The sequence below is a fragment of the Microbacterium sp. Leaf179 genome (assembly GCF_001423785.1).
Classification (GTDB): Bacteria; Actinomycetota; Actinomycetes; order Actinomycetales; family Microbacteriaceae; genus Microbacterium.
Map to the genome: position 1 here is coordinate 125,227 of NZ_LMPH01000004.1, position 13,393 is coordinate 138,619.

The 13,393-nt window shown below is 65.2% G+C and carries 12 protein-coding genes; 6 read left to right on the top strand and 6 right to left on the bottom strand.

Going from position 1 to position 13,393, the window contains the following annotated elements; genetic code table 11:
• Positions 1-4 precede the first annotated feature (4 nt).
• A complete protein-coding gene (locus tag ASF96_RS13980) occupies positions 5-997 on the bottom strand; it encodes a CBASS cGAMP-activated phospholipase (RefSeq protein WP_055940167.1) in 993 nt (330 codons plus the stop codon).
• Positions 998-1,143: 146 nt separating this feature from the next.
• Between ASF96_RS13980 and ASF96_RS13985 the strand changes: the two genes are divergently transcribed.
• Genes ASF96_RS13985 through ASF96_RS14000 form a run of 4 tightly spaced genes read left to right on the top strand, consistent with a single transcriptional unit; the run spans position 1,144 to position 7,482 of the window.
• A complete protein-coding gene (locus tag ASF96_RS13985) occupies positions 1,144-2,976 on the top strand; it encodes an N-6 DNA methylase (RefSeq protein ID WP_055940169.1) in 1,833 nt (610 codons plus the stop codon).
• Positions 2,973-4,211 (top strand): restriction endonuclease subunit S, encoded by a 1,239-nt coding sequence (locus tag ASF96_RS13990; protein WP_055940171.1) that lies wholly within the window; start codon positions 2,973-2,975, stop codon positions 4,209-4,211. The genes ASF96_RS13985 and ASF96_RS13990 overlap by 4 nt, the downstream gene beginning before the upstream one ends.
• Positions 4,208-7,153 (top strand): type I restriction endonuclease subunit R, encoded by a 2,946-nt coding sequence (locus ASF96_RS13995; protein ID WP_055940173.1) that lies wholly within the window; start codon positions 4,208-4,210, stop codon positions 7,151-7,153. The genes ASF96_RS13990 and ASF96_RS13995 overlap by 4 nt, the downstream gene beginning before the upstream one ends.
• Positions 7,153-7,482 carry a M48 metallopeptidase family protein gene (locus tag ASF96_RS14000; protein ID WP_055940175.1) on the top strand — a complete coding sequence of 110 codons (330 nt, stop codon included), beginning with the start codon at positions 7,153-7,155 and terminating at the stop codon, positions 7,480-7,482. The genes ASF96_RS13995 and ASF96_RS14000 overlap by 1 nt, the downstream gene beginning before the upstream one ends.
• 435 nt (positions 7,483-7,917) lie before the next feature.
• Here the strand turns inward: ASF96_RS14000 and ASF96_RS17035 are convergent, their stop codons facing one another.
• Positions 7,918-8,289, bottom strand: a complete 372-nt coding sequence (locus ASF96_RS17035; RefSeq protein ID WP_162239430.1) for a hypothetical protein — start codon at positions 8,287-8,289, stop codon at positions 7,918-7,920.
• 45 nt (positions 8,290-8,334) lie between these two features.
• Between ASF96_RS17035 and ASF96_RS14010 the strand changes: the two genes are divergently transcribed.
• The gene (locus ASF96_RS14010; protein WP_055940179.1) at positions 8,335-9,276 is read left to right on the top strand and encodes a linear amide C-N hydrolase; all 942 of its coding nucleotides are present in this window, start codon (positions 8,335-8,337) and stop codon (positions 9,274-9,276) included.
• Here the strand turns inward: ASF96_RS14010 and ASF96_RS17655 are convergent.
• Together ASF96_RS17655 and ASF96_RS14015 are read right to left on the bottom strand one after the other, a co-directional pair.
• Positions 9,221-9,856, bottom strand: coding sequence for a DUF6578 domain-containing protein (locus tag ASF96_RS17655; RefSeq protein WP_442922515.1), 636 nt, complete (start codon positions 9,854-9,856; stop codon positions 9,221-9,223). The genes ASF96_RS14010 and ASF96_RS17655 overlap by 56 nt on opposite strands.
• A gap of 58 nt (positions 9,857-9,914) precedes the next feature.
• Positions 9,915-10,718: an SDR family NAD(P)-dependent oxidoreductase gene (locus ASF96_RS14015; RefSeq protein ID WP_082509732.1), complete on the bottom strand. Its 804-nt coding sequence runs from the start codon at positions 10,716-10,718 to the stop codon at positions 9,915-9,917.
• Positions 10,719-10,792: 74 nt separating this feature from the next.
• Between ASF96_RS14015 and ASF96_RS14020 the strand changes: the two genes are divergently transcribed.
• Positions 10,793-11,854: a hypothetical protein gene (locus ASF96_RS14020; RefSeq protein WP_156458876.1), complete on the top strand. Its 1,062-nt coding sequence runs from the start codon at positions 10,793-10,795 to the stop codon at positions 11,852-11,854.
• Positions 11,855-11,881: 27 nt separating this feature from the next.
• Here ASF96_RS14020 and ASF96_RS14025 read toward each other — a convergent pair whose 3' ends face one another.
• Together ASF96_RS14025 and ASF96_RS14030 are read right to left on the bottom strand one after the other, a co-directional pair.
• Entirely contained in the window at positions 11,882-12,391 is a 510-nt protein-coding gene (locus tag ASF96_RS14025) for a hypothetical protein (RefSeq protein WP_055940184.1), read from the bottom strand.
• Positions 12,392-12,462: 71 nt separating this feature from the next.
• The gene (locus tag ASF96_RS14030) at positions 12,463-13,227 is read right to left on the bottom strand and encodes an SGNH/GDSL hydrolase family protein (RefSeq protein ID WP_055940187.1); all 765 of its coding nucleotides are present in this window, start codon (positions 13,225-13,227) and stop codon (positions 12,463-12,465) included.
• Positions 13,228-13,393: the final 166 nt, after the last annotated feature.

The window sequence follows — 13,393 nt, forward strand, 5'->3', positions numbered from 1 at the left end:
AGCTTCATCGTGCCGCCGCCTCGCTCGTCAGTGCCCGAACCGGGACGAAGGGGGCTGCTGCCGTCGAGAAGAACCGTGGGCGAAGGAGAGGCAATTGTGTGCGTGCCTGATCAGCACCGAGCGCGCGAAGCTCCGGAATTCCTTCTACGCCGTCCAGCTTGTACTGCCGTTCGTCGACGACGGGTGAGACACGCACGACATGGGTGTGACCGAGCAGCAGCATGGTTGATCCGATCGAGGACGATGACTGTCCCGACATGAAGACCTTCACAATGCGCTTTGCCCAGTAATTCGCAAACCCGTGGCGGCGATCGCGACTTGCATGGAAGTCGGCAGGCGCCTCCGTGCAGCCGACACCAAGGAGCTCGACCTCCCCTCTCTCCCACTCGAGGAGTCCAATCGCTTCCACTGCCGCCGTGCCCATGGGGTTGTTGGCCCACGTGCCGCCATCCACGAGCGGGACTCCGTTGGTGAGGCGGTGGGTCGGGAAGTAGGTCGGTGCAGCGGCCGTCGCCATCGCAACGTCGACGGCTCGCAGCTTGTAGTCGCGCTCAAACCTCTCGTGATGGGCAGTCTTGAAGACGTTGACCTCACCTGTCGAAAGGTTGAGGGCCGGGATGACCAACCGAGTCGTGCTCTCGCCGACCCGCCGTTCGCCGAAAACCTCCGTGAGCGCTGCCTTCAGCGGAGCCGGGTCGTACTTGGCTGTGACCAACTGACGAAGCGGCCCGAGCCGCTTGCTGCCCTTGAAGATTTCCGGACCCTTTTCCTCGTAGAAGCGGAGGACGTCCGACGCCGGGATGCCGAGACCTAGCGCCAGCGCGATGATGCCGCCGGTGGAGGTTCCCGCGATCAGGTCGAAGTAGGACGCTAACGGCTGGTCGAGTTCGCTTTCCAGGTCGGCAAGAAATGCCGCGGGGAACACACCCTTGATACCTCCGCCGTCGATGGTGAGAACTCGTCGGGGCTCCCCCGGACTGCCATGATCTGTGCTCATTCGTGCCCCGTCCATCCGACCTAGATTGAAGCCTTGCAAGCGCTACCGCCATAGCGACAATCCCTGAGGTCGTGCCCGAACGCTTCAAAATCGGTGGATTCACGCCTCGGTTGTATTTGTTATATCATTATGCAAGCATAACAGACATGACAGAAACTGCCGGCATACCGCGACTACTCCAGGCGATTCGTGCCGCGCTCGACCTGACCCAGGCCGAGCTGGCCGAGCGTCTCGGCGTCTCGTTCGCCACCGTCAACAGGTGGGAGGGCGGAGCCAACAAGCCGCAGAGGGCCCAACTGACCAAGATCAGTGAATTGGCCGAGGAGGCCGGCGTCGACCTTGGCGAAGCCCCGGGCACGAGCGACGCGGTTGTGACCCGGCGGCGCGGCCGCCAGGTGAAGTCGGCGACGCGGACCACCAAGCCGATGGAGCAGATGCTCTGGGACGCGGCCTGCTCGATCCGAGGCGAGAAGGATGCGCCAAAGTTCAAGGACTACCTGCTGCCTCTGCTCTTCCTGAAGCGGCTCTCAGACGTCTTCGACGACGAAGTCGATCGTCTCGCGGAGGAGTATGGCGACAGGGACGTCGCCTTGGAGATCACCGACAACGATCACGACCTGCTTCGCTTCTACCTCCCGCCAGAGTCTCGGTGGGCAGTCATCAGTGGCCGTGCCGAATACGACTGGCCGGACGACGAGCGCGGTCGCTCGACCCGCCCCCGCGATATCGGCGAGCACCTGACGAAGGCGGTGCGTGGCGTCGTCCGTTACAACCCCACGTTGGCCGGCGTCATCGACATCGTCGACTTCGCGGCCGAGCGCAACGGTGAGCGAGATATCAACCCCGCGAAACTCAACGGTGTCGTCGAGACCTTCTCGGATCCGCGCTACCGGCTCGGCCTTGCCGATGTGCAACCCGACTTCCTAGGTCGTGCCTACGAGTACCTCCTCCGCAAGTTCGCCGAGGGTTCCGGCCAGAGCGCCGGCGAGTTCTTCACGCCGACCGAGGTCGGCTTCCTCATGGCCCGGATCCTGCGCCCGAAACCCGGGCAGACCTGCCACGACTATGCCTGTGGCTCTGCCGGGCTCCTCGTCAAGCTCCAGCTTGTTGCCAACGAGCTCGATCCGACCGCAAGGGTGCCTCTGAAGCTGTACGGACAGGAGCTCCAGGCCGAGAGCTACGCGGTTGCGCGAATGAACGCGATCATCCACGACATGGACGTCGACCTCCGGCGGGGCGACACGATGATCAATCCGAAATTCCGTACGTCATCGGGTTCCCTCGACCAGTTCGATCTCGTTGTCGCCAATCCGATGTGGAACCAGCCCTTTGGTGCCAACATCTTCGAGGACGATCCCTACGACCGGTTCATTAGGAGCGGCGGAGCGACTTCGGGCAAGGGCGATTGGGCTTGGCTCCAGCACACGGTGTCAGTCCTCAAAGATGGAGGTCGTGCTGCGGTGGTTCTCGACACCGGCGCGGTCACTCGCGGATCCGGCTCGAAGAACGAGGACAAGGAACGCAACATTCGCAAGTGGTTCGTCGACCAGGACCTCATCGAAGGCGTCATCCTCATGCCGGACAACCTCTTCTACAACACCACCGCCGCGGGCGTGATCGTGGTGCTCAATAGGCGCAAGCCTGAGCCCAAGCGGGGCAAGATCACGCTCATCGATGCCAGCAAGCGCTTCACGAAGGGGAAGCCCAAGAACCACCTCGCCGACGAGGACGTCACCGACCTCGCGAGGCTCTTCAACGCGCACGAGCCCGTCGAAGGCGAGGTCGCCGTTCTAGACATCTCCCAAGTCGCGGAGGCGGATTACAACCTCAGTCCGAGTAGGTGGGTAGTTCCGGTCGGGTCTGACGACACCGGCGATCTGGGGATGTTGGTGACGGAGTTGGAGAAGTGCCTGGCCGATGAAGCAGTGCTTGAGGTGCAACTCCAAGAAGCGCTTGCCAGCCTGAGGAAACTTGCATGAGCCGTCCGGTAATCCGACTGGGGGACCTTTGCGATCTCGTCAACGTCCAGGTCAAGCCTGCTGACATGCCCGATGCGCCGTACCTTGGTCTCGAACATCTGGAGCCTGGGCGCCTTCGCCCAACTGGATTTGGCGGTGCAGACGAGGTCGCGAGTCAGAAGGCGGTCTTCAGGCCGCGGGACGTGCTCTACGGGAAGCTGCGCCCGTATCTCGACAAGGCGGTCCTGGCGGACCGCGATGGTATCGCCACGACAGAACTGCTGGTGCTGCGTGCAAAGCGTGAGGTCTGTCCCGAGTATCTTGCCTGTGTCGTTCACTCGCCTGCTTTTATCGAATTCGCGATGCAGGGTGTAACGGGTGCACAGCACCCGCGAACCTCTTGGGCCCATGTCCGCAACTTCGAGGTCCCTGATTGGGATGCCCGCGTTCAGGAGTCAGTCGCAGGACTCTTGTGGAGCTTGTACAAGCTACGGATGGCGACTGAAAAGGCAATTGAGTCGGCCGCGGGCTTGAAGCGGTTGGCCCTGCAGCAGCTGTTTTCGAGAGGGCTGCGGAGCGCGGCCCAAAAGGAGACCGAGATCGGCCGCATCCCCGAGGGTTGGGATTTGGCCTCTATAGACAAGCACTTTTCGGTTGTATCTGGCGGGACACCATCGCGTGGCAACGCCTCCTATTGGACCGATGGCACAATCCCCTGGGTAAAGACGACTGAGGTAAATTACCGCGTCATCACCGAGACGGCGGAACACATCACGCAGCTCGGTCTCGACAGATCTGCCGCGAAGATCCTCGGCCCAGGCACGTTGCTGATGGCCATGTATGGGCAAGGCGTAACGCGCGGAAGGGTCGGGATTCTGGGTATCGAGGCATCCTGCAACCAGGCATGCGCGGCGATGACCCCGACGGATGACGATGTCCTTCCGCAGTACCTCTACTACTTCCTAACGTCAAGGTACGAAGGTATCCGCGCCCTCGCCCACGGTGGACAACAGCAGAACCTGAACCTTGACATTGTCCGCAAGATCAACGTGCCGGTGCCGCCCACCACCAACGAGCAGCAGGAGATCGTCGACGTGCTTGAGGCCCTCGACCGCAAGATTAAACTGCAGAGTCGCAAGCGCGAGGTACTCGACTCGCTCTTCAAGTCACTGCTGCACAAGCTGATGACCGGCGAGCTGTCGGTCGACGACCTCGCCCTGAGCGCGCTTCCGAAGCTCGAAGGGAGCCCCGCATGAGTCAGATCAAGATCTCCGAGGCCAAGTCGGTGCAGTTTCCGATGGTGAAGCACGCTTCGGCTGTCGGATGGGAGCAACTGACGCCCGAAGAAGCAGAGGGGATGCGTCGCGGCCGGGCGAACATGCTGTTCCCCGAGGTGCTGGAGGACAAGCTGCGCGATTTTAACTCGTGGCTCACTGAGGATCAGGCGCGTGCGATCGTCGAGAGCATTGAGGCTCTCCCGGCCACGATCGAGGGCAACCGCGAGGTGCTGCGATGGCTGCGCGGGGAGCGACAGTGGAACGACGAGAAAGAGCAGCGGCAGAGACCGGTTCAGGTCGTTGACTTTGCCTTCCCGGACCAGAACGCTCTGCAGGTCACGTGGGAGTGGAAGATCGAGCCGCCGGCGCGGGCCAAAGGCAACCGCGCCGATGTCATGTTCGTCGTCAACGGCATCCCGGTGACCATCGTCGAGCACAAGAACCCGAAAGATCGCGATGCTTTGACAAAGGCTGTTACCCAGCTTCGTCGCTACGAGAAGGAAACACCCGAGCTCCTCACGCAGGTGCAACTGCACAACGAGACTCACCTGATCGACTATTGGTACGGCGTTACGTGGAACGTCAACCGCCGCATGCTCTTCAAGTGGAAGCACACGAGCGATGAGTCCTATCGCGACGCGGTGCAGGCGTTCTTCGAGCCGCATGAGTTCCTGCGCACGCTTCGTGAGTGGGTGCTCTTTTACGTAGAGGACGGCGAGACCCGGAAATCCGTTCTCCGCGAGCATCAGCGGGGGGCCGTCGACGCCGTTGTCGAACGCTGCGCTGACTCGACGAAGAACCGCGGTCTGATCTGGCACACACAGGGCTCGGGCAAGACCTTCACTTTGCTGACCGCGGCTCAGTTGATTCTGAGTCAGAAGGACCGCTTCAAGAACGCGACTGTCATCCTTGTCGTCGACCGCACTGAGCTGGAGGGTCAGCTCAAGGAGTGGGTCGACAGGCTCCTCGGTGAGATGCAGGCCAATGACATCCCAGTTCGACGGGCCAACAGCAGGGACGACCTACAGGACATCTTCGACTCAGACTTCCGTGGCCTCGTCATCTCGATGATCCACAAGTTCGAGGCGATCCGGAAGGACAGCTCTGACCGGGACAACATCTACGTGTTTATCGACGAAGCGCACCGCTCGGTCGCTGCCGACCTTGGCTCCTACTTGATGGCTGCCGTGCCGAACTCCACGCTGATCGGCTTCACTGGAACTCCAGTCACGGGGACGCACGGTGGGGGGTCGGGATCGTTCCAAATCTTCGGCGCTACTGACGAGAAGGGCTATCTGCACAAGTACTCGATTATTGAGTCCATCGAGGACGAGACGACATTGCCCATCAAGTACATGCTTGCGCCGTCAACGATGTCGATGCAGCCCCAGGATCTCGATGAGCAGTTCTACGCACTAGCCGGTGACGAGGACGTCACTGACATCGAGGAGCTCAACAAGGTGCTCCATCGGGCCGTCGGCCTGCGCACGTTCCTCGGGGCAGACAGTCGTGTGAAGCAGGTGGCGGAATTCGTTGCCAACCACTTCAAGGAGAACGTCGAGCCGCTGGGCTACAAGGCGTTCGTCGTTGCCGTCGACCGGGAAACGTGCGCCAAGTACAAGCGTGCGCTCGACGAGCTGCTTCCACCTGAGTGGTCCGAGGTTGTCTACAGCAAGAACCCGAACGACGTGGTCCAGCGTCGTGACGTCTTCGACCTGCAACTCTCTGGCGATCGTGAGAAGGAGGTGCGGCGCCAGTTCAAGAAGGCTGACCAGGAGCCCAAGATCCTGATCGTCACCGACAAGTTGCTCACGGGATACGACGCGCCTGTGCTGTACGCGATGTACCTCGACAAGCCGATGCGCGATCACGTGCTGCTCCAGGCGCTCGCCCGCGTCAACCGCCCCTACGTCGACCGTGACGGTGTGCAGAAGAAGGTCGGACTCGTCGTCGACTTCGTCGGCATCCTCAAGGAACTGCACAAGGCGTTGCGCTTCGACTCGACCGACGTCGAAGGCGCGTTGGAAGACCTCGACGTGCTGATGGCCGACCTGCTGGTCAAGATCGCCACCACCTCGAACGAGTACCTCCAGGTGGACAGCGGTCAAGGTGCAGATGAGCAGTTGGAAAGTCTGGTCTACGGCAAGTTCCTCACGGAGGATGCGCGCAAGAAGTTCTTCGACGTTTACCGCGACATCGAGTCGCTTTGGGAGATTCTGTCCCCGTCAGCAGAGCTGCGCGACCAAATCGCGACGTACAAGCGACTCTCCGTGCTTTACGCGGCCGTGCGCAACGCCTACTCGGACGCCGGTGGATTCACTGCCGACCTGGAGCACAAGACGAAGCGGCTGATCGAGGAGAGCGCCACCCAGGAGGGCCTCGGGCGATTCACCAAGCTCGCCGCCTTCGACGTCGCCACCTTGGAGGCGCTCGGCACGGACGACGGCCCGCCGGAGGAGAAGGTCTACAACCTCCTGCGCGGCCTGCGGAAGGAGATGGAAGACAACCCCGCTGCTGCCGTCGTGCTCCAGAGCATCAGGGAGAAGGCGGAGCGCGTCATTGAGAATCTCGAAGAACGCAAGGTCACCGGCCTCGCCGCCCTCGACGAGCTCAAGGCCGTCGCGGAAGAGAAGGATCGGCTTCGTGAGTTCGCGAAGAACGCTGGCCTATCTGATCGAGCTTTTGGCGTGTATTCGGCTTTAAGCGCAGAACCCGCATTGAACGGGCTCAAGATCGACATCCAGTACGTCGCAACGACCATCGAGATCGCGGTCGACCAGTTCCCGCACTGGAAGCAGAACCCGGATGAGCGCCGCCGACTCCGCAGCGGTCTCTACAAGCCTTTGCTGGACAATAAGGTTCCACCGAAGGCGTGCAACGAGATCATCGAGAACGTCATGAACGTGCTGGAGAAGGTCTGATGGCTCGGCCGAAGATGATCCTTACCGCCGACCAGGTGCTCACGCGAAAAGCAATGGCCTGGGCGACGAAGATCCGCGTGAATCCCACCAGAGTCGTGATCACTGAGCTGGAGACCAAGTGGGGCTCATGCGCGCGAGACGGTGTCATCAGCCTGGCTGGAGACCTCGTCGATATGCCTGAGGAGTTCCAGGACTACGTAATTGTCCATGAGCTTCTTCATCTGCGCTATCGTTCCCACGGCAAGACGTTCGCCGCGATGATGACCGCGCTCGTCCCCACCTGGCGAGAGCTTGAGGCGTCGAGCACAGTCAGAGAGAGGCGACACTAAGCTCACCCGCTTCGGCGGTCAAGTGGCTCGCTTTCTGGCATGAAGCACACCACCGCTGCGAGCTTCCAGCGCCGATCTCGCTTGCGTTCACTCGCCCCGAAAGGAATCTCGAGAGCCGCCCCTCCGCCAGTGATCGCGACGCACGCCAAAGACGACGTCTGCAATCCGCGGTGATTGCAGATGGTTTGCCACGACCTCACGGTCGCTGATCGCGCGGCCCTACTCAGCAGCCAGAAGCTGAACTTGCGGGACCTGCGACTTGATACGCGTGTTTGGAAGTTGCCGCGCGGACGCGTCGCCGGAAGTGACACGTCGGATGACACCGCCTCGGGTGGAGCTCGTGTCATCCGACATGACAAGCCCCAGGTCAGCGACTTTCGCGAATGACATGTCTAATGGCACCGGGCAACGGCCGGCGGCGATCCCTCAACCCGATCAGGTCAAGAACACGTCCGACACGACTCCGGCGGCGATGGCACCCGCCGCGAGCAGCAGAAAAGCTGCGAGCGCGATGCGCGCCCCGACGCCCCGCCCCGCCCGCCGGCGCGATCGCGCGCCGCTCAGGAGCGCGACGCTGCCCGCGACGAGGCTCCCGCAGGCGAAGACACCGAGACCGAGAAGAAGGCCCGCGCCGATCTCGGGCGTGTGCAGGTAGCCGAGCAGCAGCGCCCCCGCGTAGACGATCGCCGCCGTGACGACACCCGCCAGCACTCGTGCGCCGATATCGCGCCAGAACTTCTCTTCGCGTACCCACACTCCGACCCAGCCCCAGGGGCCGGTCGACGGGGTGTCACTTTCCACAGGCACGTGTGCACCCTAGCGTCCCCGCCGCGAAGGGATACGCTGCACCTCGTGTGCACGCGAATCTTCTGGAACACCAACGACGTCGCCAAGACCGTCAGCCGCTGTATGGATTGGGCCGTCAGCGACGAGCCCGAGCTGTGGTTCCTCCCCCGCGGCACGGCCCGCGACGGCCGGGCCGACGACCATTCGCTGACCTGGACGTCTGCCTACGCGAGCGTCGTGACCAGCATGTGGGGCATGGGGACCGTCGATGGCCTCAACGAGAAGGGGCTCGGCGCCCACGCCCTGTACCTCGACCCTACCGACGTCGAGTTCCCCGAGCCCGACGGGCGGCCGTCGGTCGCCAACGCGCTGTGGGTGCAGTACCTGCTCGACAACTTCGCCACGGTGGCCGATGCCGTCGCCCACATCGACCGCGTGCGCATCACCTCGCCGCTGTTCCGCGGCATCCAACTCGGGGTGCACATCGCCCTCGAAGACGCCTCCGGAGACTCCGCGATCATCGAGCCTCTGGGGGGCGAGCTGGTCGTGCACCACGGCTCGGAGTACACGGTGATGGCCAACTCCCCCACGCTCGACAAGCAGCTCGAGAACCTCGCCCGGTATCGGCCCTTCGGCGGCGAGCTCCCCCCGCCCGGTGACATCACGTCGGCTGACCGGTTCGTGCGCTCGGCGTACTTCCTGCACTACCTGCCCGAGCCCGAGAACACCGAGGAGGCCGTGGCGGGAGTGTTCCAGCTCATCGCCAACGTCTCGGTCCCCTACGGCGCGCCGTACTCGACGGGCGACGTGTACCCCACCTGGTGGCGTGCCGGAGCCGACCTCACGAACCGGGTCTACTACTTCGGCTCGACGCGGAGCCCCAACATCTTCAGGGTCACCCTCGACGATCTGGCCGACACCACCGAGGTGCGAAAGATCGACCCGCGGGAGCTCACGCTCGTCGGAGACCAGACCGCCCATCTCGAGCCTGCGGCGCTGCTGTACTGACGGGCGCCGTTATCGGCGGTGTCTGCTCGTCGACGTCGACCAGCCATCCGATCTGCGCGACGACGGTGCGCTCAGCAGGCTCCGATCCGTCGAGCTCATCGCTCCCCACGGCCGGGGCGGAGTCACCACGGCCCTCGGGTACGCGGACGCACGGGGTGAGGGTCACCGCACCCGGCAGGGCCTCGCTCGTCACCATCCACCTCGTGGGACGTGACCCGACGAACAGACCGTTCCCGAGGTCGCGACCGGCGAGAGGCCAAGGCTCCCCCTCGGCAGGCATCTGCGCGCCGGCGGGCGCGCCGTGGCCGGGGCGACGTAGCGTGAAACGCAGCACGTGCTGCTGGGACACTGTGTGGACCTCACGCACCCGCCCGCGCACGATGTCATCGGTCGGCCTCTGCGGATGCCGTTCCTCAAGGGCGTCGATGGTCGCCGCGCACTCGGAGCCGAGCTGCCGGGCAAGAAGCGGGGGCACGTTCCGCGATCCGATGAGGAACTCGACGGTGTCCCCCACCACGAAGGGGTCCCCACAGCACGCCCACTCTGTCGCGCTCAGCCACACCCGCGTCACGAGGCCCACGCTACGCGACGGCGCCGCAGGAGGTCAGAAGCCTGATCGGCGCCGCGAGAGGACGGCCTCAGCGCACCCAGCTCGACGTCACGTCGAGCACGCGTGCTCCTGACAGGTCGCTGATCGATAGACCGGCGAAGCGCACGGCGGCCTCCGACGTCTGCCAGCGGAAGCGCGGGTCATCGGTCAGCGCCGCTTCGATCACGGTCTCAGCGGCCTCGTCGGCGGGCTGCGCGTTCGCGAAAGACGTCGCGGCCCGGTCGAGGTAGGCCTGCTGCTGGGCGGCGTACGGGCCCGGCGCCGCGCGGTGCACCGAGTCGACGAACGACGAGGTGACGGCGGCGGGCTCGACGATCGACACGTCGATGCCGAAGGGGGCGACGACCGGGGCGAGCGACTGCATGAGTCCCTCCACGGCGAACTTCGCCGCGCAGTACGCGTCGGAGAACGGCTGGCCCACCACTCCCCCGACGCTCGTCACCGTGACGATGCGGCCGCTCCCCTGTTCGCGCATACCGGGGAGCACGAGACGCGTCAGTCGCGCAACCGAGAGGTAGTTCGTCTCCAGCTGCTCCTGCAGCTGCGCGTCGGTGAGCTGCTCGAGCGTGCCGACGGCGCCGCGCCCGGCGTTGTTGACGAGGATGTCCACCGGGCCGACCGCGTCGACGAGGGCCTGGGCGGCCGCGGCATCCGTCACATCCAGCGCGCGGATGTCGAGTTCGACACCGGCGTCGGATGCCGCGGCGCGCAGTGCGTCGGCGCGCCCGGTGTCGCGCACGGTGGCGACGACCCGGGCGCCGCGCTGAGCGAGGCCGATGGCCGTGTGCAGGCCGATTCCGCTGGTGGTTCCGGTGACGATCGCGAGAGTCATGAGGACATCGTCGCGCATGAATCCATGGACCGGGTGTGCGGTTAGCGCTCAGTCAAGCCTGCGATGCTCACGCGATGTCGCGCGATATCTGGGACGCACCCGTTCGCCTGCCACGACGAGCTCTGAGCGTGCTCTGCGGGTCGCTTTTCGTCGTTGCCGTCGCGGTCTTCGCCGCGGTGATGGCCGTGAGTGCGCGCGACGACGGGCGCACGCAGGTGCTCATCGCGACGATGGATGCCGAATCGCTCGCCGCGGCAAGTGCCGCGGCATCCGCGGTTCTGTTCTTCTTGCTCGTCTGCGCCATCCCCGCACCGCGCTGGTGGTTGCTGCTCTTCGTCCCGCTGCGGTTGGCGGCGTTCGGGGCGATGCTCGTCGTCGGGCTGATCGGCGTGGTGACGGGCGGGGGCACGGTGGTGCCTCTGGTGGCCCAGGGTTGCGAGACCGGCTACGTCGTGAGCGAGCGTCCGTTTCTCCGATCGGCGCGGATCGAGGTCCTGCGTCCCGAGGGAATTCTCGCAACTTCGGTCGCGAACGTGTCGACCGACGATGGGCACACGCCCTTCTCGCAAGGCTCGTACATGGTCGTCGTCGACGGTGATCTCCTGCGCGTGTGGCACACGTTCGACAGCGCGACCGAGCCGCTGGGCGCTGTCGGCGAGCCTCGGTTCGTGCTCCCCCGCATCGTCGATCCGGGCGACGTGCGGTGCGGCCTGGCGGGAGGGCCCGAGCCGGTCACTTCGCTCCCATCGCCTACGGTCGCCCCCGATCCTGACGGTGGCCCTCGACCAACCGCCGCGGGTGACCCTCGGGTCGAGGTCGTGCGGCTGGCCGCCCTCGTCGTGAACTCCGCGATAGGTCCGGTTACGGATGCCGCGGGCGCACCCGTCGCGATCCCCTCGGCCGCCGAGCTGCCCTGCGATGGAGCGACGGGCATCGATCTCGCCCTTTCCACAGGCGACAATGCTCGCTCCTACTCGGCGATCCTGGCCGCCTTCGACGCAGCCGGATTCGCGACGGACCGCGCGATGCAGGAGGACCTCCGGTATGACGGCGTCGTGCGTGTGTCGGCCCGCGATCGCTCGACGATCGACGGGATGCTGCACTTCGTTCTTGGTGCGGAGTGCCGCACGTCCTGACCCGCCGATCCCCTCCCCCGCAGCCTCTTACCCCCGGGCACTCACCCGGATGAGGAACGCCCCTGGCTCGCGGTCGCTGTCGAGCTCGACGAGCAGACCACGCTCGGGCAGATCGATCTGCACCTGCGTCGATGCCTGGCACGGCAGCACCAGCGGCTCGCCGATGGCCGTCCCCGCCGAGGTCGAGATGCGCCCGGTCACCGCGTCAGGTCCGGCGCAATCGATCGTGACCGCGTAGGCGCCGGGGTCGATCGTCTGGTTGTCGCTGCGGAACGGAGCGACGCCGCCCGGGTCGCCGAACGTGCCCCAGGACTGCCAGAGGAAGTCGCCGGGTGCGGCGGCGGCCACCTCATCGTCGAAGTACCCCGCCCACGGGTCGGGGGTCACGGACGGCGACGCGGAGGGCGACGGCGTCGTCTCGCTCGCGACGGCGCCGGGTGAGGGCGCCGCGTCCTCGTCTCCGGTGCATCCGTTGAGTGCGATGGCCGCTACGGCGACGGTCGCGAGGGAACAGAACGTCCTGGTCGAGGGGGACATCCTGCGATCCTAGGCGCCCGTGGCCGCCCGGGCCAGGGTGTGGACGATTCCGGATGCCGAGCCCCGGCCCGTCATCCGCGCGGCGTCAGCTCCACCCACTGCCCGCCGAACTTCGGCGCGCGGCCGTCGCCCGACGAGGTACCGGCGAGGCGACGACGCACCCAGGGCGCGACGTGCTCGCGGTAGTAGGCCGAGCCTTTCAGCCGCTCGATCTCGGGGATCTCGCGCAGGCGCCACCACTCCTCCGGTGCCGTCAGGCCGACCGACTCCAGCACCCGCGCGGCGACGCGGTGATGTCCACGGGTGTTCATGTGCAGTCGGTCGATCGACCAGAACTCCCCGCCGGCGAGCTCGCGGTCGAACCAGTTGTACGCCGTGATGACGTCGGTGCGAGACGCGAGGCGTTCCTCGACGGCTTTCGACAGCCGGTCGCCGCGCACCTGCAGCACGCGCCCGAGGGGAAGTCCCGCCGAGGGGTTGGCCCCCGAGAGCACGATCAGCTGCACCCCCTCGTCGTCGCACCGGCGCAGCACATGCTCGAACAGGCCGACGATGCGCTCGAGGTCGGCGCGCGGACGCAGCATGTCGTTGCCCCCGCCGTTGAACGACAGGTGCGTCGGCTTCAGCGCCAGCGCCGGTTCGAGCTGCTGTTCGACGATCGGCTCGATGAGCTTGCCGCGGATCGCGAGGTTCGTGTACTCGATCGGTTCGCCGGTGGCATCCGCCCATCCCTGAGCGGCGAGGTCGGCCCACCCCCGCACGGTTCCGTCGGGCAGTTCGTCGCCGACTCCTTCGGTGAACGAGTCGCCGATCGCGACGTAGCGGACGGATGCCATGGGTCGAGCCTACGCGCGAGATCCACCTCGTCGAGTGTCCACGACACGCCGCGTCCGTCGGGGCGAGCACGGCGTGTCCTGGACACTCGACGGTGTGTGGCGACGGGTCACGCCAACGCGCGACCCCGCTGCTCGCGCGAGAACAGCGCGGCGAGCACGGCGACGG

Coding starts and splice junctions, on each gene's coding strand:
- ASF96_RS14015 (WP_082509732.1), bottom strand. CDS start 10,718: ATGACTCTCGCGATCGTCACCGGAACCACCAGCGGAATCGGCCTGCAC.
- ASF96_RS14020 (WP_156458876.1), top strand. CDS start 10,793: ATGTCGCGCGATATCTGGGACGCACCCGTTCGCCTGCCACGACGAGCT.
- ASF96_RS13995 (WP_055940173.1), top strand. CDS start 4,208: ATGAGTCAGATCAAGATCTCCGAGGCCAAGTCGGTGCAGTTTCCGATG.
- ASF96_RS14025 (WP_055940184.1), bottom strand. CDS start 12,391: ATGTCCCCCTCGACCAGGACGTTCTGTTCCCTCGCGACCGTCGCCGTA.
- ASF96_RS13990 (WP_055940171.1), top strand. CDS start 2,973: ATGAGCCGTCCGGTAATCCGACTGGGGGACCTTTGCGATCTCGTCAAC.
- ASF96_RS13985 (WP_055940169.1), top strand. CDS start 1,144: ATGACAGAAACTGCCGGCATACCGCGACTACTCCAGGCGATTCGTGCC.
- ASF96_RS13980 (WP_055940167.1), bottom strand. CDS start 997: ATGAGCACAGATCATGGCAGTCCGGGGGAGCCCCGACGAGTTCTCACC.
- ASF96_RS14030 (WP_055940187.1), bottom strand. CDS start 13,227: ATGGCATCCGTCCGCTACGTCGCGATCGGCGACTCGTTCACCGAAGGA.
- ASF96_RS14000 (WP_055940175.1), top strand. CDS start 7,153: ATGGCTCGGCCGAAGATGATCCTTACCGCCGACCAGGTGCTCACGCGA.